This window comes from Kribbella sp. VKM Ac-2566 (genome assembly GCF_004366005.1).
Taxonomy (GTDB): domain Bacteria; phylum Actinomycetota; class Actinomycetes; order Propionibacteriales; family Kribbellaceae; genus Kribbella; species Kribbella pratensis.
In genome coordinates this window covers 1,335,130-1,353,473 of sequence record NZ_SODT01000009.1, presented here as the reverse complement: position 1 = coordinate 1,353,473, position 18,344 = coordinate 1,335,130, and the positions used below count along the sequence as shown (strand labels likewise).

At 69.6% G+C, this 18,344-nt stretch carries 15 protein-coding genes; 3 read left to right on the top strand and 12 right to left on the bottom strand.

The genetic code is table 11. The annotated features are described in order from the left end of the window. Positions 1 to 9 precede the first annotated feature (9 nt). Positions 10 to 393, bottom strand: a complete 384-nt coding sequence (locus EV647_RS42565) for a hypothetical protein (protein ID WP_202876201.1) — start codon at positions 391 to 393, stop codon at positions 10 to 12. Positions 394 to 478: 85 nt separating this feature from the next. Here EV647_RS42565 and EV647_RS17925 point away from each other — a divergent pair, with 85 nt between their 5' ends. Then, a complete protein-coding gene (locus EV647_RS17925) occupies positions 479 to 1,552 on the top strand; it encodes a GTP-binding protein (protein ID WP_134004090.1) in 1,074 nt (357 codons plus the stop codon). Between the two features lie 664 nt (positions 1,553 to 2,216). Here the strand turns inward: EV647_RS17925 and EV647_RS17920 are convergent. Together EV647_RS17920 and EV647_RS17915 are read right to left on the bottom strand one after the other, a co-directional pair. Beyond that, complete coding sequence (locus EV647_RS17920; protein ID WP_134004088.1) at positions 2,217 to 2,912, bottom strand: maleylpyruvate isomerase N-terminal domain-containing protein; 696 nt, start codon at positions 2,910 to 2,912, stop codon at positions 2,217 to 2,219. A 631-nt stretch (positions 2,913 to 3,543) separates the two neighbouring features. Further along, a complete protein-coding gene (locus tag EV647_RS17915; protein ID WP_134004086.1) occupies positions 3,544 to 4,320 on the bottom strand; it encodes an HpcH/HpaI aldolase/citrate lyase family protein in 777 nt (258 codons plus the stop codon). Between the two features lie 72 nt (positions 4,321 to 4,392). Between EV647_RS17915 and EV647_RS17910 the strand changes: the two genes are divergently transcribed. After that, positions 4,393 to 5,298, top strand: coding sequence for a phosphotransferase family protein (locus EV647_RS17910; protein WP_166680362.1), 906 nt, complete (start codon positions 4,393 to 4,395; stop codon positions 5,296 to 5,298). On the opposite strand, the gene EV647_RS17905 is transcribed toward EV647_RS17910, so the two are convergent. Together EV647_RS17905 and EV647_RS17900 are read right to left on the bottom strand one after the other, a co-directional pair. Then, entirely contained in the window at positions 5,295 to 6,824 is a 1,530-nt protein-coding gene (locus EV647_RS17905; RefSeq protein ID WP_134004082.1) for an acyl-CoA carboxylase subunit beta, read from the bottom strand. The two genes, EV647_RS17910 and EV647_RS17905, sit on opposite strands and share 4 nt — an antisense overlap. Before the next feature lie 7 nt (positions 6,825 to 6,831). Next, on the bottom strand, positions 6,832 to 7,995 hold the full coding sequence (locus tag EV647_RS17900; protein ID WP_134004080.1) for an acyl-CoA dehydrogenase family protein: 1,164 nt from the start codon (positions 7,993 to 7,995) through the stop codon (positions 6,832 to 6,834). Positions 7,996 to 8,063: 68 nt separating this feature from the next. Between EV647_RS17900 and EV647_RS17895 the strand changes: the two genes are divergently transcribed. Further along, positions 8,064 to 8,462: a MerR family DNA-binding transcriptional regulator gene (locus EV647_RS17895; RefSeq protein ID WP_238175304.1), complete on the top strand. Its 399-nt coding sequence runs from the start codon at positions 8,064 to 8,066 to the stop codon at positions 8,460 to 8,462. Here the strand turns inward: EV647_RS17895 and EV647_RS17890 are convergent. Genes EV647_RS17890 through EV647_RS17860 form a run of 7 tightly spaced genes read right to left on the bottom strand, consistent with a single transcriptional unit; the run spans position 8,459 to position 18,286 of the window. Next, positions 8,459 to 8,686 carry a hypothetical protein gene (locus EV647_RS17890; protein WP_134004076.1) on the bottom strand — a complete coding sequence of 76 codons (228 nt, stop codon included), beginning with the start codon at positions 8,684 to 8,686 and terminating at the stop codon, positions 8,459 to 8,461. The two genes, EV647_RS17895 and EV647_RS17890, sit on opposite strands and share 4 nt — an antisense overlap. A gap of 21 nt (positions 8,687 to 8,707) precedes the next feature. Next, positions 8,708 to 9,454: a sirohydrochlorin chelatase gene (locus EV647_RS17885; RefSeq protein ID WP_134004074.1), complete on the bottom strand. Its 747-nt coding sequence runs from the start codon at positions 9,452 to 9,454 to the stop codon at positions 8,708 to 8,710. Further along, positions 9,451 to 10,578, bottom strand: a complete 1,128-nt coding sequence (locus EV647_RS17880; RefSeq protein WP_166658589.1) for a uroporphyrinogen-III synthase — start codon at positions 10,576 to 10,578, stop codon at positions 9,451 to 9,453. The genes EV647_RS17885 and EV647_RS17880 overlap by 4 nt, the downstream gene beginning before the upstream one ends. After that, positions 10,568 to 10,912: a nitrite reductase small subunit NirD gene (nirD, locus tag EV647_RS17875; RefSeq protein ID WP_134004072.1), complete on the bottom strand. Its 345-nt coding sequence runs from the start codon at positions 10,910 to 10,912 to the stop codon at positions 10,568 to 10,570. The genes EV647_RS17880 and nirD overlap by 11 nt, the downstream gene beginning before the upstream one ends. Then, a complete protein-coding gene (nirB, locus tag EV647_RS17870) occupies positions 10,909 to 14,805 on the bottom strand; it encodes a nitrite reductase large subunit NirB (RefSeq protein ID WP_134004070.1) in 3,897 nt (1,298 codons plus the stop codon). Before nirB ends, nirD begins: the two co-directional genes overlap by 4 nt. After that, positions 14,802 to 16,922: a molybdopterin oxidoreductase family protein gene (locus tag EV647_RS17865; RefSeq protein WP_134004068.1), complete on the bottom strand. Its 2,121-nt coding sequence runs from the start codon at positions 16,920 to 16,922 to the stop codon at positions 14,802 to 14,804. Before EV647_RS17865 ends, nirB begins: the two co-directional genes overlap by 4 nt. Then, the gene (locus tag EV647_RS17860) at positions 16,919 to 18,286 is read right to left on the bottom strand and encodes an MFS transporter (protein WP_134004066.1); all 1,368 of its coding nucleotides are present in this window, start codon (positions 18,284 to 18,286) and stop codon (positions 16,919 to 16,921) included. Before EV647_RS17860 ends, EV647_RS17865 begins: the two co-directional genes overlap by 4 nt. Between the last annotated feature and the right edge of the window lie 58 nt (positions 18,287 to 18,344).

Here is an 18,344-nt window from a genome sequence, read left to right as displayed (position 1 = left end):
CTTTGCCTATCAGACGATCGGGCTCGGCGACCCGGGATTTACGGTGGCACCGGCCGGCATTGCCCCGAGCCGCGGCCAGTACGTCGCCAGCCCGGTGCGGTCCGGCACCGTACTCAGCCAGCGCCCGCGGCGTCGCGGCGGCCCGATCGACGACGACAACGTCCCGGCCGGGGCCTCGAGCACCTCCTCGAGCAGCCCGACCGCGGCGAGCGAGTCCCGCCGCTCGGGGCGCGACCGGCCCGACTGCCAGTAGCTCAAGGTGGCGAGGCTCATCGACACGCCACGCGCGCGGAGCCGCTCCTGGATCCGCCCGAGCCCGAGCCCGCGCGCCTGGATGGCTTCCCGCAGCACGTCCGCGAACTCCCGTTCGCCGATGCGCCGAACCCTAGGCACAGCAGGCGATCCAAGCCAGCCCTCGGGCGATCAACAGTTGACACCACCCTGGACTGATGAAAACCGTTTTCATATACTGTTTGCCATGACCGCCCAAGCGAAAACTCCGTTGTCCTTGTTGGTGGGGCTTTCCACGACGTTGCGGGGGCCCGTGCTGGAAGCAATGACCGACGCCACCACCGTGGCCGTCGTGATCGACCAGGACGACCTGCCTGGTCGGGGCGTGCTGTCCTGGCGGGTGCGGGATGCGTCGGGGCCGATCGACGCGGGCGAGTTCACGGTCGCGGACGACTGCGGCGCGTGTCAGCTGATCGAGTCGCTCCTACCGTTGCTGGAGACGCTGGTCGCGCGTGGGCACTGGGATCACATCGTGCTCGCGGCGCCGCCCGGGATGGAGGCGCGACCGCTGGTCACCACGTTGAGGTCCGTCCTGCCGGAGATCGACGTCGACACGGTCACTTGCGTCGTCGACGCCGTACTCGTGGTCGAGCAACTGTCCGGCGACGAGTTGCTCGCCGAGCGCGGCCTGGCGCTCGGTCTGCCGGATCGGCGCAACGTCGCGGAGCTGACCGCACGCCAGATCGAGTACGCCGACGTGTGCGTGCTGGCCAACGCGCATCGCAGTACGGCGGTCGAGCGGCTCGAGCACCTTTTGGTGCACCTGAACCCGCGGACGTCGGTGGTGACGGCGGACGTTGCCGGCGTACCGAATGGACCGGTTGCACGGACCGGGCGGTTCGCCTTCGACGCGGCCGAGGCGTGGGCGGGTGAACTCGCGGCATCGGATCGGGTGCAGCCGAGCGGCGACGGCGTGACGACGGTGCTGTGGCGGTCGACGCGGCCGCTGCATCCCGCGCGGTTGAGCGATGCGCTCGAGGACATCGTGGACGGCGTGGTTCGTAGTCGCGGCGTGGTGTGGCTGGCGAACCGTCCGACGCAGCGCGTGCGGTGGGAATCCGCCGGGTACAGCGCGTCGCTCGGAATGCTCGGCGAATGGTCGGAGACCGAGCACCTCGCCGAGTGCACCGTCGTCGCCACCGGCATGAGCCTCGACCCGGCCCGCCTCCAAGCAGTCCTCGACGCCTGCCTCCTCACCGAGTCCGAACTAGCCCAACTCGACTGGACCACCCTAGAAGACCCCTTCGCCGGCGTCCTCTAACCCCACCCCCGTCTCACTCCACGCCACCCCACCCCAGCTCACCTCACGCTCCGCCCGCCCCACCCCAGCTCACCTCACGCTCCGCCCGCCCCACCCCAGCTCACCTCACGCTCCGCCCGCCCCACCCCAGCTCACTTCACGCTCCGCCCCACCTCCCGCCCCACGCCAGCCCACATCACGGCCCACCTCACGCCCGGACGCCAGCTCACTTCACGCCCTACCTCACGCTCCGCCCGACCTCACGCCCCACCCCAGCTCACCTCACGCTCCCCCACCGCACGCTCCGCCCCCCAGCTCACCTCACGCTCCGCCCCACCTCACGCCCCACTCCAGCTCACCTCACGCTCCGCCCCACCTCACGCCCCACTCCAGCTCACCTCACGCTCCGCCCCACCTCACGCCCCACTCCAGCTCACCTCATGCTCCCCCACCGCACGCTCCGTCCGCCCCCAGCTCACCTCACGCCCACGCCAACTCACTTCACGGCCTGCCCCCGCGCCGCCTGCGCCGTGCGCGTGCCCGCCGCCGCACTCGGGCTCGCCGCATATGCCTGGTTAACCCACCAAATGAGGGGTTCTGCACCGTGGTTCAGGGTGGGGAACCCCCCATTTGGCTGGTTAACCAGGCAAATGCGTGGGTCAGCCAGGCAAATGGGGTGGGCGGGCTAGCCGAGGAGGGGGAGGCGGTTGGCGTGGGGGCCGAGCATTGACAGGTCGTCCTCGTCGAGGGGCAGGCGGCCGGTTGCTTTCAGGATGTACGTGGTGGTGTCCCACGCGATCACGTCCCAGGCCTCCGGGCCGAACAGCCCGTCCAGCGTGCGCGCGGTGACCTGCAGTCCTTCGGGATCGGGCTCCGGCGCGTCCGGCAGGCCGACGATCAGGTCGAGATGATGGACCGTTGCCTCAAGCACCAAAGTGGCCACGAAGTCGACCGCCCGCAGGACATGACCCTGCGTCTCGACCCGGTGTCCCTTGATCGCCAGCCCGGCCGCGGCCGCACGGACGGCCGCCTCGGACACCTCACGCCAGTGCTGCACGAGCAGACCGGGTTTGCGATACGCCGCCGCGACGTTCCGCACGAAATTCGTGTCGCCGTCGGGCTGCGGCGGGAAGTCGCGCCAGTACGTGACGAAGTCCCGGTCCGGCTCGACCACGGCCGGGCTCGCGAACGCGATCAGCGCCCGCTGAGCGTCGTACAGCAGATGCACGAGCAGCGGACCGACGGGCATGCCGGCGCACCGGGTCTCGCGCTGGAAGTCCGCGTCGCTGAGCCCGTGTACCGTCTCGGTCAGCCGCCCGTAGGTCCGCCCCAGCGTCGCCGCCAGTCCCAGCGGCAACGCGCCGCGCTCGGGTGCCTTCATCCCCGGCCTCCTCGATGTCCTGTGAAGAACGTAACCCGAGAAGCCACCGAGGTGTTCCGGACTCACACGACCCACCAAGCCCTGCCGACCGTCGGAGCCACCACTCACCAAGCTCCGCCGACGGCCGGACGCCCACCACTCACCAACCCGTGCCGACGGCCGGTCTCACCCGTCGGCTGAGCGTGAACCGCGCCGAACCGGCGCGGTTGCTGAGTGGCGGAGGTCCGCCCCACGAGCGAGCCGCGCCGCGCTGCGCCGACGCAGGTGGTCAGCGACGCCCCTACGAACGGGCCGAGCCGAGCCGGCCGACGCGGTTGGTGAGCCCCCACGAGCGAGCCGAGCCGACGTGGACCGACGCAGTTGATGAGCGACGCCCCAACGAACGGGCCGAGCCGACGTGGACCGACGCAGTTGGTGAGCGACACCCCAACGAGCGAACCGAGCCGACGTGGACCGACCCAGTTGGCGAGCGACACCCCAACGAGCGAGCCGTGCCCACGTGGACCCACGCAGTTGGCGAGCGACGCCCCTACGAGCGAGCCGTGTCGACGTGGGTCGACGCGGTTGGTGAGCGGCGCCTCGTGCGAGCGAGCTGTGTCGAGGCGGGACGACGCAGTTGGTGAGTGGGGCCCTACGAGCGGGCTGTGGCGAGGTGGGTGGCGGCGATTGCTTCGAGGTGGGCGAGGTCTGAGGCGACGGTGGCGAAGGTGTAGCCCTGGTCCAGTCGCTTCTTGGCCGACTCGCCGTCGAACGTGTGGATGCCCGCGGCGATCCCGGCCTCCCGCGCGGTGCGCGCGATCAGCTCGACCGCCTCCTCGAACGGACCCTCGACCTCCGGATCACCCGGGAAGCGAGCACCGAGCGCCAGACTGAGGTCCGACGGGCCGACGTACACACCATCGAGCCCGGGCGTCGCGCAGATCTCGGCCACGTTCTCGAGGCCGAGCGGGGTTTCGATCATCGCGAGTACGACGGTCGCGTCGTCGCTGTCTGCCGGCACCGGACCGATCCGCAGCGAGGCCCGCATCGGCCCGAACGACCGCACACCCGCCGGCGGGTACTTCGCCGCCCGAACCGCCCGAGCCACGTCGTCCGCGCTGTCGATCAGCGGCACGATCACACCGGTCGCCCCGGCGTCCAGCGCCCGCCCGATCGGCGTGGGATCGTTCGCCTCGACCCGCACCAGCCCGACCGTCGGCTGCGGCCCGATCGCGGACCCGGCGTCGATCGCGAGCAGCCCGGTCATCAGCCCCTGGTACCCGATCAGTCCGTGCTGCGCGTCGAGCACCACGTAGTCGTACCCGAGCCGCGCGATCCGCTCAGCGGCGGCCGGCGAATCCAGCGTGATCCAGTACCCGACCAACTTCTCCCGAGCCCGGACCTTGTGCGAGAAATCGTTTGCATTCACCCCCGCACACTATCCAGACCATCGCCCGAAAATCCCTCGACCAACCATCAGTTGGACGAGACGATGCTGCGGATGGCATCCACGGAGCTCCTCCTGCACGAGTTGGTCGCCGAGGCCGGCCTGCCGGCGGTCGCGAACGCCGTACCGATCACCGGACATGGCTTCGACCACGTGATCCTCCTGGCGACACTCGCCGACGGCACCCGCGTCGTTCTCCGGCATCGCGCCTCGCACCCACGCCCGCTTCCGGTGGTACAGGCACAGTTCCTGGCCGATCACGACGTACCTGCACCGCGTCTGCTCGGTGGCAACGACGAGGCGACGCTGTACGAGTACGCGCCCGGCGAGATGCTCTCCACCGTTGTGGCGGAGGGACGAATGACAAGCGACGCGTGGCGCTCGCTCGGCACGGCGATGCGGCGCCTGCACGCCGTACGCTTCCCAAGAAAGCTGCAAGGTACGTTCGGCCCGGACGGCCTCACGCTGACCTCCGCCGACCCTGTCGCGAAGTTGCACGAGGACCTGACCGCAGCCGAGGACTACCTGCGTACGCACCTGCCCGAGGTTGTCGCACAACTTCCGCAGGCTCACGCGCTGATCGACGCGCACGCCGATAGCCTCAGCGGGCCGACGGCCCTCCTGCACTTCGACATGAACCCGTCCAACATCATCGTCGGCCCGGCCGAGACGCTACTGATCGACTGGGGCGACGCACGCGTCGGCGACCCGGCGGGCGAGGTCGCGGCACTCGAAGAGCACATCTATCTCCTCGACCGCACCCCACAGCTGCCGGACGCGTTCTACGAGACCTACGGGCCGCGTCTGAACAAGGTCGACGTCTGGCGGTTGTGTGGGGCGGTTGGTTGGTATGCGAGTGGTGACTTCGAGGAGTTCGAGCAACTGGAGCCGGACCTCCGCTCGAAGGCCCACCAATGGCGCACGGGCCTGGCTGACTACCTAGGCACTCGGCTGAGCTAGACCGGCGGTACGCCGTGGCGGCGGTGGGAGAATGTCCGGTCCTTGGACTGGGCTGCGGCGAGGCGGGCGATCAGGTCGGCGCGGAGGTTCTCCGGCTCGATGATCGCGTCGATGACCAGGTCGGCGGCCAGCCGGAGGATGTCGATGTCGGTCTCGTACTCCTCGCGCAGCCTGGACACGTACTCGACCCGTTCGCCCTCGTCGGCGATCTCCTGGATCTTGTTGTAGTACACGGCGTTGATCGCCGCCTCCGGCCCCATCACCGCGATCTTCGCGGTCGGCAACGCGACACACGCGTCCGGCGAGAACCCGGGGCCGCACATCGCGTACAGCCCGGCGCCGTACGCCTTCCGGACGATCACCGACACCGTCGGCACTGTCGCCTCCGACACCGCGGTGATCATCTTCGCGCCGTGCCGGATGATCCCGGCCCGCTCGACCTCGCTGCCGATCATGAAGCCCGGTACGTCGCACAGATACACGAGCGGCACGTTGAACGCGTCGCACAGCCAGATGAAGCGCGCGGCCTTGTCCGCCGAGTCGACGAACAGTACGCCGCCCTTCACCGCCGGCTGGTTCGCCACGATCCCGACCACCTGCCCCGCGAGCAGCCCGAACCCGACCACAAGCTCCGGCGCGTACGCCGGTTTGATCTCGAAGAACGTGTCCTCGTCGACGAGCGCGTCGATCACGTCGTGGATGTCGAACCCGACGCTCTCCTCGGCCGGCACCAGGTCCCGGGTGAAGTCGCGGCCGGCGTCCGAGGCGTCGTACGACGGCGGTCGCGAGCGCCACGAACCGGGCAGGTAGGAGAAGTACTGCTTCGCGAGCTCGATCGCCTCGGCGTCGTCGCTCGCCAGCAGGTCGCCGCAGCCGGAGACGCTGGTGTGCATCCGGGCGCCGCCCATCTCCTCCAGCGTCACCTTCTCCCCGACCACCATCTCGGCCATCCGGGGCGAGCCGAGGTACATCGAGGCGTTGCCGTCGACCATGATCACGACGTCGCAGAACGCCGGGATGTAGGCGCCGCCCGCCGCGGACGGACCGAACAGGCAGCAGATCTGCGGGACCTTCCCGGACAGCGCGACCTGGTTGTGGAAGATCCGGCCCGCACCGCGGCGGCCGGGAAACAGCTGGACCTGGTCGGTGATGCGGGCGCCGGCGGAGTCGATCAGCCAGAAGATCGGCAGCTCGTCGCGGAGCGCGACCTCGGTGATCCGGACGATCTTCTCGACCGTCCGCGCACCCCAGGAGCCGGCCTTGACGGTCGGGTCGTTGGCGACGATCAGCGCCGGCCGGCCGTCGACGAGCGCGCGGCCGGTGACGACACCGTCGGCGGGCAGGCCCGCGTTCAGGGCGTTCGCCAGCTGCGCATCCTCGACGAAGCTCCCCTCGTCGACGAGCAGGGCGATCCGGTCGCGGACGTACAGCTTGTTCTGCGAAGCGAGCTTGGCCGCCGCCTTCTCGGGCGGCGCCAGGGTCGCCTCACGAGCAACCTTGACCTCGGTCCAATGGTCGTGGGTCATGCGGTCATCATTCCACTGGGAGCCCGAGACTCCGGGCGATCAGCATCCGCTGGACTTCCGACGTACCCTCGCCGATCTCCAGGATCTTGGCGTCGCGGTAGAACCGGGTGACCGGGTACTCCTCCATGAAGCCGTAGCCGCCGAAGACCTGGGTGGCGATCCGGGTCGCGGTCACCGCGGACTCGGTCGCGTACAGCTTGGCCACCGACGCGGCCTGCTTGAAGTCGGCCCTCGACGCACCCGCATCCTTCAGCGCGGCGGCCCGGTAGACCAGCAACGAGGCGGCGTCCGCCATCACCTTGAGGTCGGCGATCTGGAACGCGACACCCTGCTTGCGGCCGATCGGTACGCCGAACGTCTGCCGCTCACCGGCGTACTGCACGGACAGCTCCAGGCACGCGCGGATGCAGCCCAGTGCGACCGCCGCGATCGCGACCCGGCCGTCGTCGAGCGTCGCCAGGAACTGCGCGAACCCCTTGCCGCGTTCACCGAGCAGATTGGCCTCGGGAACCCGGCAGTTCACGAACGACAGCGGGTGCGTGTCGCTGGCATGCCAGCCGAGCTTGTCGTACGCCGCTTCCGCGGTGAATCCCGGCGTACCGCTCGGGACGATGATCGTGGAGATCTCCGGCTTGCCGTCCGGCTTCTCGCCGGTGCGCGCGGTGACCGTCACACACGAAGTGATGCTCGAACCCGAGTTGGTGATGAACTGCTTGGAGCCGTCGATGACCCACTCGCCGTTGTCGAGCACCGCGCGGGTCTTGGTGGCGCCGGCGTCCGACCCGGACTCCGGCTCGGTCAGCCCGAATCCGGCCAGCGACCGGCCCGCGACCAGGTCGGGCAGCCAGGCGGCCTTCTGCTCGTCGGTGCCGAACGTCAGGATCGGGTTGATGCCGAGCCCGACCGCCGCCTCGAGCGTGATCCCCATCGACTGGTCGACCCGGGAGATCTCCTCGATCGCCACGCACAGGCTGGTGAAGTCGCCGCCCGCGCCGCCGTACTCCTCCGGCGCGGTCAGCCCGAACAGCCCGAGCCGCCCCATCTTCTGCACGACCTCCACCGGGAAGTAGTGCTTGCGGTCCCACTCGGCCGCGTGCGGACCGATCTCGGCCTCCGCGAAGTCGCGAACGCTACGACGGAACTCCTGATGCTCCGCGGACAACTCGAACATGCGGCACTCCTTCGTGCTTGACGCTTACGTAAACGTAAAGCACGCTAGGGAGCATGCACAATAGCCAGGTGCCCGCAGAGACCTGGTCGATCGCCGAACTGGCCGCCGAGTACGACGTGACGCTCCGGACGATCCGGTTCTACGAGGACCGCGGCCTGCTCAATCCCGAACGCCGTGGCACCGCGCGCGTCTACCACCCCCGCGACCGCGTCCGCCTCGCCCTCATCCTGCGCGGCAAACGCCTCGGCTTCTCCCTCGACGAGATCGCCAAGATCGTCGACATGTACGACGCCGAACCCGGCGAGGAAGGCCAGCTCGCCTACCTCCTCGACCAGATCACCCACCGCCGCACCGAACTAGAACAACGCCGCCGCGACATCGAAGAAACCCTCCAGGACCTCGCCGAAGTAGAAGCCCGCTGCCACGCAGACCTCAAAGCCCTCAGAGATCAGAGCGACAGTCGCTAGGTCGTCTTGCGGCCGTACAGCCAGTAGATGATCGGTGCGGCGCCGAGGGAGTTGAAAAGGGTGAGAGCCAGGGCCCAGAGCGGTTTGGGGCCACGAACCTGGGTGGCCGGACGTCGCGCCAGGTCGGCCAGTGCGACCGCCTTCAACACGCTCTCGACGACCGCTCCAGCGACGACCAACCGCTGCTGCCGGGTACTCAGGTCAGCCCACTTCTTCCCACGCACATCCCCCACGATCCGCGCCCATCACCCCACACGCAAGCATCGCCGCGCGACGGGCGCGCCCACCCGGTGCGTCGCGGATCGTCGTACCGAGTCCACTGCTCGAGGCTCGAGGGCCTCCTCGTAGCGGTGGAGGGCGAGGGTGGCGAGGTGGGGGTGGGGGGCCAAGGGTGGCGTGACGGGGTGGGGGCCGGACTGGCGGTGGATGAGGTTGTGGAAGAACCCGGGGGCCAAGAGGTACGTCGCTATTGCCAGGCGGCCCGGGGTGCGGGCGAGTACGTCGGGGAGACGGTCGCCGGCGCCGGACACGTAGGCCACCTGGACAGGCCGGTCGACGCGCTCAGCCAACAGACTCGCCGTCTCCTCGCAGTCGGCCAGCGCGCGGGGGTCGGAGGAGCCGGCGGCGGCCAGTACGACGGTGTCCACGCGGGACAGGTCGCCGAGCCGGTCGGCGAGGATCTCGACGAGCACGGGATCAGGACCAAGCGCAGCGGCCGCGTGAACCCGCCCGGGATAGCGCTGCGCTTCGGCAGCAACGTCGACGTACACGTGGTAGCCGGAGCTCAGTAGCAGCGGTACGACGACAGCGTCCGAAGCGTCCGTGGTGACGCGACGAACGAGAGACGGCAGCGCCGGCGTCAGCAGGTCGACGAAACCCAACGAAATAGGCAGGTCCGGGCGTTGACGAGCCATCTCCCGGACGAGGTCGTGGATCACCTGGATACCGCGAGGGTCGGCTGTCCCGTGGGCGACGGCTACGAGGTCGGTCATGAGGCAACTCCGGCGGGTTCTACGGCCAGGCGGTAGCCGCGTCGCACTACCGTCCGCACCAGTTCCGGACGACCGACCGCCGTACGCAGTCTGTTCACCGTGACCTCCACCGCGTGTACGTCCTCAGCTCCAGGAAGCACCGCGAGCAGCTCCGGTCGCGACACCACATCACCACCGGCCGCGACCAGGGCGGCCAGTACGGCGCGCGGGCCCGGACCGAGTGGCAGCACCACACCGTCCAGCACCGCAGCACCTCCACGAATCACCAACTGGCCGAACGCCGTCTCGATCGACCGCGCGTTGTCGTCTGTGAGCCGATCGGTCACGAGCCGGATCAGCGCGCCCAACCGATACCGGTCCGGAACCAACGGGTCCAGTCCCAGCGCTTCGAAGGGCGCCGCCGTCACCGGACCGACGCAGGCGTTCAGCACCCGCCCGGTCCGCAACGCCGAGGTGAGGTCGTCGTACTGCCCGTTCAACGCCGCGGCGTCAAGCATCGCCTGCGCACCCGGTGCCGACGTGTGTACGACGGCGTCAACGGTCCCCGCGCACACCTGCGAGATCATCCGCTCCACCACGGCCGCATCGGGCGCAGGCCCCCACCGATACACCTCCAGCCCACGCACCGACCCGCCGGCCGAACGCAGCGCCTCCTGCAACGCCGGATCCGACAACCCGTGCAGCTGTACGACGATCTTCCGCCCGACGACGCCCTGCGCGCGCAGCCATTCGACCACCTCGGCGGTCGTCTCCGACCGTGCCGACCAGTGCTCGACCAGCCCGGCCGCGCGGATCGCGCCGCGCGCCTTCGGACCGCGGGCGAGGATTCGCGACTGCTCCAACGTACCCAGCAGGTCCGCGGCGAGACCGGCTGTGTCGGCCGCCTCGATCCAGCCGCGGAACCCGACCGCTGTGGTGACCACGACGTCGTCCGGCGGGTTCGCGATCACCCGCCGGGTCGCCTCGATCAGCGCGTGGTCGTCGGCGACCGGCACGATCTGCAGGGTCGGCGCGTGCAGCACCTTCGCACCGCGCCGCTCGAACGACGCGATCAGGTCCTCCGCACGCCGATGCGCCGTGATGGCGATCGTGCAACCGCTCAGCGGCCCCGGCCTAGTAGTCACCTGGACCCACCACGACCTGTCCGTCGACGATCTCGACCGGGTACACCGGCAGCGACACCTCCGGATCGTCCAGGCACGCCCCGGTGCGCAGATCGAAGACCTGCTTGAACATCGGCGACGCCACCGTCGGTACGTCGCCGCGGCTGCCGACGATGCCCCGCGACATCACGTTCGCCCCGCTGAACGGATCCTGGTTGCCGATGGCAAACACCTCGTCGTCGTGGGTGCGGAACAACGCGATCTGCACTTCCCCGAGCAACGCGGCGACGCCACGCTCCGGCAACAGTGCCTCGAAAGCACAGACCACGGTGTGCCCGACAGTTGTCATGGTCATCGACGTACCTCCAATCGGGGGCCGGCCAGCAGGACCGGCTCCAGCTGCCCGCGCTCGGCCGAGGTGGCCGGGCGCGGCTGGTTGCGCTCGACCACGTACCGCAGGTCGGCGTCGGGCTGGTCCGGCGCGTTCACGAACGACACGAACCGGGCGAGCTTGCCGGGATCGTTCAGCGTCGCCTGCCACTCGTCGACGTACGAGTCGACGTGCTTGGCCATCGCCGCGTCCAGGTCGGCGGCGATGCCGAGGCTGTCGTTCAGTACGACGTCGCGCACGTGGTCCAGGCCGCCTTCGAGCTCGCGCATCCACACCGCGGTCCGCTGCAGGCGGTCGCCGGTGCGGATGTAGTACATGAGGAACCGGTCGATCGCCTGGAACAGCTCCTCGTCGGTCAGGTCCGAGGCGAGCAGCTCGGCGTGCCGCGGCGTCATACCGCCGTTGCCGCCGACGTACAGGTTCCAGCCCTTCTCGGTAGCGATCACGCCGACGTCCTTGCCGCGCGCCTCCGCGCACTCCCGCGCACAGCCGGAGACACCGAGCTTGAGCTTGTGCGGCGACCGCAGCCCGCGGTACCGCAGCTCCAGCGCGATCGCCATCCCGACCGAGTCCTGTACGCCGTACCGGCACCAGGTCGACCCGACGCACGACTTCACGGTCCGCAGCGCCTTGCCGTAGGCATGCCCCGACTCGAAGCCCGCGTCCACCAGCCGCTTCCAGATCGCCGGCAGCTGCTCGATCCGCGCCCCGAACAGGTCGACCCGCTGGCCGCCGGTGATCTTCGTGTAGAGCCCGAAGTCGCGCGCCACCTCGCCGATCGTGATCAGGCCCTCCGGCGTGATCTCACCGCCCGGGATCCGCGGTACGACGGAGTAGGTGCCGTCCTTCTGCATGTTGGCCATGACGTGGTCGTTGGTGTCCTGCAGCGACGCGCGCTCGCCCTCGAGCACGTGACCGGCCGGGTCCAGACTCGCCAGGATGGACGCGACCACCGGCTTGCAGATGTCGCACCCGCGACCGCTGCCGTGCCGCTCGACGATCTCGCTGAACGTCCGCAGCTCGGTGATCCGGACGACGTCGAACAGCTCGGCCCTCGACAGCGCGAAGTGTTCGCACAACGCCTTGCTGACCTCGACGCCGGCCTTGGTGAGCTCGGTGTTGAGGAGGTTCTTGACGATCGGCAGACACGAGCCGCACGACGTACCGGCCTTCGTCTTCCCGCACACCGACTTGATGTCGCTGCAGCCCTCGTCGCGGACCGCGCAGCGGATCGTCCCCGCGGACACGTTGTTGCACGAGCACACCGGCGCGTCGTCAGGCAGCTCGAGCTGCACCGGACCGGCGCCCTCGGGCAGCAGGAAGGCGGCCGGGTCCGCACCGAGCTCCCGGCCGACCATCGGCCGCAGTCCGGAGTACGCCGACGCGTCGCCGACCAGGATGCCGCCGAGCAGGGTACGGGCGTCGTCCGACAGCACGAGCTTCTTGTAGACACCGGCCACGGGGTCGGCGTACACGATGTCGAGGGCGCCCTCGGTGGCGCCGAACGCGTCACCGAAGCTCGCGACGTCGACGCCGAGCAGCTTCAGCTTCGTCGACGTGTCCGCGCCCGGGAACGTCGCTTCGCCACCGAGCAACCGGTCCGCGACGATCTCGGCCATGGTGTAGCCGGGGGCGATCAGGCCCCACACGCGCCCTTCGATACAAGCGACTTCGCCGATCGCCCAGACACCAGGAACGGACGTACGGCAGGCTTCGTCGACCACGACACCGCCGCGCTCTCCGATCTGCAGACCGGCCTCGCGGCCGAGCTCGTCACGCGGCCGGACACCGGCCGCGAAGACCACCACGTCGGCCGGCAGATCGGGGCCGTCGGCAACGCCCATCGCGCGGGCCGCACCTTGCGAGGTGAGCTTCACCCGCTGACACTGCGTCCCGGTCAGTACCTCGACATCGAGGCCCTCGATCAGCCGGGCCAGCGCGGAACCGCCGCCCTCATCGACCTGCAGCGGCATCAGCCGCGGCGCGAACTCGACGACCTTGGTGCCGGCGCCGAGCGCCCGCAGCGCGCCAGCCGCTTCCAGGCCGAGCAGACCACCGCCGACGACGACGCCGTTGACGTCCTTGCCTTCGCTCTTCAGTCGCTCGACGTACACGCGCAGCGCGGCGACGTCGTCGATGGTCCGGTAGACGAAGCAGCCTTGTGCGTCGTTGTTCTTCACCGGCGGAACGAACGCCGCGGAGCCGGTCGCCAGGACGAGCTCGTCGTACCCGACCTGCTCGCCGCGCGCAGTGGTGACGGTCTTCGCCGTGGTGTCGATCGACGTGATCTGCACGCCCTTGCGCAGGTTGACCGCCGGGTCGTCCCAGAGATCCGGGTCGCCGAGCGACAGGTCCTGCGGGTCGCGGCCGGAGAAGTAGCTGGTCAGTGCAACCCGGTCGTACGGCAGCCGCGGCTCCTCGCCGAAGACCGTGATCCGGAAATTGACGTCCGTATCGCGCTGCCGCAGCGCCTCGACCAGCCGGTGCGCGACCATACCCCCACCGACCACCACCACGTGCTTGGCCTTGTTCAGCTCTGCCATCGTCGCCCTCCTGCTCGGGACTGGTTCGGTCTCGCCGCGCCGGAAGCGGTCGAGCAGTTCGCCGACGGCGCCGGTGCAGCTTCCGCACCCGGTCGTCGCCCGCGTCGTGGCGGCGATGCCGGCGACACTGTCGGCACCCCCACGCCAGGCCGCTTCGATCGCGACCCTGGTGACGCCGTTGCACCTGCACACGGTCGCCACCTTCTTGTTCTGTACCGCGGGTACGTCGGGCTCGGTGAGCAGCCCGTCCGCCACCACCGGCGTACCCCGATCCGCCAGCAGCACCAGCTCCGCGGCGACCTCCGGCGCACCGACTGCCACCGCAGACCGGACCACGCCGTCCCGCAGAACGGCCCGCACGTACCGCGTCTCGTCCTCGAGCCGGACCACGGCCCCGTCCTCGTCCTTGTCGCCAAGAACAAGCAGGTCGAGGCCACCGGCCGTCACACGCACGACCTCGTAGTCAGGTAGCTGCGCGGTCTCGTTCATCAGGTGCTTCGCCAGCGCCTCGGCCTGCATCCACGCCGAGTCGACCGTGCCGGTGAGGCGCCCGTCGATCTCGGCACAGTCGCCGATCGCGTGCACCCGTGGGTCGTCCGGGCTGGTCATCGTGGTGTCCACGACAATTCCGTCGCGCACCGTCAGGCCGGTCGCCAGCTCGGTGCGGGCCCGGACACCACACGCGACGACCAGCAGATCGCCGAACACCTGGCGGCCGTTCCGCAGCCGGAGGGCGCGGAAACTGCCGTTCTTTTGTTCCGTTCCGTCAAGTTCCGTGTTGAGGAGGACCTCGACACCGAGCCGCCGGACCGCGCGCGTCACGCGACGTCCCGCCGACGCGCGAACCGTCTTGTCCAGCAGGGTTTCGCCGTCGTGCACCACCGTGACCGCGACTCCGCGTTCACGCAGCGCACAAGCCGTCTCGACCCCGAGCACCCCGCCGCCGAGGACGACGGCACGCCGGGCCGTGCCTGTTGCCGCAACCACTGCCCGTGCGTCGTCCGCGGACCTCAGCAGCTGCCCGCCCACGACGCCCTTCGGAACCACCGGCACAGCACCGGTCGCGAACACCAACCGGTCGTACGGGTGCTCGCGACCACCGTCGTCGGTCACAACCCGCCGTGCCCGATCTACGGCCACCGCGGTCTTGAGCGGCTCGTTGCCGACAGCAACCTCCGCGCGGCCCGCCACGTACTCGGTCAGCCGGCCACGGTTGTACGACGGCTCGTCGCCCAGGACCGTGACGTCGTACGACGGCAACAGCTCTGCCAGCCGCCGGCCGGCCATCCCGCCGCCGATGATCACTACTCTCATGCCGGAACTCCCGTCGCTGGCAGGGCAGCGGCGGTGACTTCGACGGCACACGCCTTGAACTCGGGCATCCGCGACACGGGGTCGAGCGCGTCGTTGGTCAGCTCGTTGACCGCCTCCGCGCCACCGAAGTGGAACGGCACGAAAACGGTGTCCGGCCGGACGTCGGCCGTCACCCGCGCCGGCAGCACCATCGACCCGCGCGCGGTCCGCAACCGCAGCGGACGCCCGTCGCCGATCCCCAGCTGCGCGGCGACCCGCGGATGAATCTCGGCGTACACCTCGGGCTCGGCCTCGGCCAGCTCCGGAACCCGCCGCGTCTGCGCGCCGCTCTGGTAGTGCTGCAGCAACCGCCCCGTCACCAGATAGAGCGGTGCCTCCGTGCTGAGATCGTCCGCGACCGGCCGGTGATCGACAGGTACGACGTGCGCCCGGCCGTCCGCCGTCGGAAATCCGTCGGAAAACAGCCGCGGCGTCCCCGGATGCCCCTCGTGCGGCACCGGCCAGAACAACGCCTCGTCCGCGTCCAAGCGCTCCCAGGTGATCCCGGAGTAGTCGGCCTTCCCGCCGGCACTTGCTCTCCGCAGCTCCTCGAACACCTCGGCCGGATCAGTCGAGAACCCTGGTACGTCGAGCCTTTCGGCGATCCCCGCGAACACCGCGAGATCGCTCCGCACCTCACCCGGCGCGGCCACCGCGGCACGCCGCCGCAGGACCCGGCCTTCGAGGGACGTCATCGTCCCTTCCTCCTCGGCCCACTGCGTGACCGGAAAGACCACGTCCGCGAGCAGTGCCGTTTCCGACGGCACGACGTCCGCGACAACCAGCAGGTCGAGGGACGCCAGACGCTCCCGTACCGACGACAGGTGCGGCGCCGACACGAGCAGGTTGCTCCCGTGCACCAGCAGCGCCTTCGGACCATCCGTCGTACCGAGGGAGTTGATGAGCTCGACCGCGCTCTTCCCCGGCCCCGGCAGCTCGTCCGGATCCACGCCCCAGACACCAGCGACGTAGGCACGCGCCGCCGGGTCCGAGATGCTCCGGTACCCAGGCAGCTGATCCGCCTTCTGCCCGTGCTCCCGGCCGCCTTGACCGTTTCCCTGCCCGGTGATGCAGCCGTACCCGCTGCCCATCCGGCCCGGGAGGCCAAGCGCCAACGCGAGGTTGATGCAGGCAGTCACCGTGTCGGTGCCCTTGCTGTGCTGCTCGGCCCCGCGGCCCGTCAGGACGAACGCCCCAGCGCCACCATGCACCGGAGCAGCCGCCGCCAGGACCCGTGCGGCCCGCCGGATCGTCGCCGCCGGAACACCGGTCACCCGCTCGGCCCGCTCCGGCCACCAGGACGCCGTCGTACGGACGAGCGCATCCGGGTCATCGGTCCGCTCCTGCAGATACGCCGTGTCCGCCAGACCTTCCTGCAGCACCACGTGGGTGAGCGAAAGCACCAACGCGAGGTCGGTACCAGGTGTCGCCTGCAGGTGAATTCCAGCGTTTTCCTCAGTCAGACCAGCAGTTGCGGAGCGACGCGGGTCGACGACCAGAAGTCCACCCGAGTCGCGTGCGCCCTGCAGATGCGCCACCGCCGGCGGCATCGTTTCCGCAATGTTGCTGCCGACCAGGAGGACTGCTCCCGCACCACCCAGATCGGCCAGCGGAAACGGCAATCCGCGATCGATTCCGAACGCCCGGTTCGTCGCAGCGGCCGCCGACGACATACAGAACCGGCCGTTGTAGTCCACGTTCGCCGTCTTCAGCGCCACGCGGGCGAACTTGCCCAGCGCGTATGCCTTCTCGTTGGTCAGCCCGCCGCCGCCGAACACCGCGATCGCGTCCCGCCCGTGAGCGGCCTGCAACGCCTTGATCCGGTCGGAAACGAAATCCAGCGCTGCATCCCAGCTCGTCTCCACCAGCTCGCCCGCGGCGTTGCGGACCAGCGGCATGGTGAGCCGGTCCGGCACCGTGAGTACCTCGGGAGCCGTCCAGCCCTTACGACACAGCCCGCCCTTGTTGGTCGGGAAGTCGCGCGGCCGCACCTCCACCGCACCCGGCCGAGCGACCGGGTGCAGCGTGGTGGCGCACTGCAGAGCGCAGTACGGACAATGAGTCGCAACTGCCGTCACACGTGCTCCCGGCTGAGCGAACCGCCCTTGCGCAGGTAGCAGAAGTACGTCACCGCGAGGCAGATCACGTAGAACCCGCAGAACACGTACAGCGCCGGGATCAGCGAGCCGAAGTGGCTCGTCGACATCGCGAATCCACGCGGGACCAGGAAACCGCCGTACGCGCCGACCGCGGACGCGATCCCGATACAGGCCGCGGCCTCACGCCGGGCCCGGCCCGGGTCGCCCGGCGTGGTGAGCCGGAACACCGCCGGAATCATCCGGTACACCGATCCGTTCGCGGCACCGCTGGCCACGAACAGGAACAAGAAGCTGATCAGGAACCCGGCGAAGCTGTCCGCCTTGAGAGCGACGACCGAGGCCAGGATGCCCAGGCCCATCACCACGAAGCAGCAGACGGTCACCCAGGCCCCGCCGACGCGGTCGGCCAGCTTCCCGCCGAACGGCCGCGACACCGACCCGACCAGCGCACCCAGGAAGGCGATGTGCGCCACGGTGATGTCCGGGAAGGTGGTCTTGATCAGCAGCGGGAACGCCGCGGAGAAGCCGATGAACGACCCGAACGTGCCGATGTAGAGGAACGAGATGATCCAGGTCTGCGGGCGCTTCGCGGCCGCCACCGACGCCCGGAACGACGAGGTCGCGGCCGACAGGTTGGCCATCGACTTCCAGGCCCAGAAGGCGGCCAGGACGATCAGCGGCAGCCAGATCAGACCGGCCCGGTTCAGCGTCAGGCCGGCGCCGGCGACGATCACGATCGGGACCACGAGCTGCACCACCGCGACGCCGAGGTTGCCGCCGGCCGCGTTGACGCCGAGCGCGAAGCCCTTCTCCTTCTCCGGGTAGAAGAACGAGATGTTGGTCATACTGCTGGCGAAGTTGCCGCCGCCCGCGCCTGCCGTGGCCGCGATCAGCACCATCAGCCAGAACGGCGTGTCCGGCCGGCTGAGGAAGTACGACAGACCCAGCGTCGGGACCAGCAGCAGGCTGGCGGACACGATCGTCCAGTTCCGGCCGCCGAACTTCGGTACGGCGAACGTGTACGGCAACCGCAGTGTCGCGCCGACCAGGCTCGGCAGCGCGACCAGCCAGAACAGCTGGTCCGTCGTGTAGGTGAAGCCCGCCTTGGGCATCGACACCACGACGATGCTCCACAGCTGCCACACCGAGAAGCCGAGGAACTCGGCGAAGATCGAGGGCCACAGGTTCCGCCGCGCGACCGCACGGCCCTTCTCGGCCCAGAACGTGGCGTCCTCGGGATCCCAGACATCGATCCAGCGCCCGCGTCGCGGTGCCTCGACCGTTCCGACCGCACCGGTCCGGTCGCGGGTAGTGGCGACCTCCGGTCCTGCCTCGAGCGTCATCGCGTGTCTCCGATCATCCGACCTGTTCGATTAGGCCAGGACGCTATGACCGGGGTGT

Coding starts and splice junctions, on each gene's coding strand:
- nirD (WP_134004072.1), bottom strand. CDS start 10,912: ATGACCATGACAACTGTCGGGCACACCGTGGTCTGTGCTTTCGAGGCA.
- EV647_RS17925 (WP_134004090.1), top strand. CDS start 479: ATGACCGCCCAAGCGAAAACTCCGTTGTCCTTGTTGGTGGGGCTTTCC.
- EV647_RS17910 (WP_166680362.1), top strand. CDS start 4,393: ATGGCATCCACGGAGCTCCTCCTGCACGAGTTGGTCGCCGAGGCCGGC.
- EV647_RS17920 (WP_134004088.1), bottom strand. CDS start 2,912: ATGAAGGCACCCGAGCGCGGCGCGTTGCCGCTGGGACTGGCGGCGACG.
- EV647_RS17860 (WP_134004066.1), bottom strand. CDS start 18,286: ATGACGCTCGAGGCAGGACCGGAGGTCGCCACTACCCGCGACCGGACC.
- EV647_RS17900 (WP_134004080.1), bottom strand. CDS start 7,995: ATGTTCGAGTTGTCCGCGGAGCATCAGGAGTTCCGTCGTAGCGTTCGC.
- nirB (WP_134004070.1), bottom strand. CDS start 14,805: ATGAGAGTAGTGATCATCGGCGGCGGGATGGCCGGCCGGCGGCTGGCA.
- EV647_RS17885 (WP_134004074.1), bottom strand. CDS start 9,454: ATGACCGACCTCGTAGCCGTCGCCCACGGGACAGCCGACCCTCGCGGT.
- EV647_RS17905 (WP_134004082.1), bottom strand. CDS start 6,824: ATGACCCACGACCATTGGACCGAGGTCAAGGTTGCTCGTGAGGCGACC.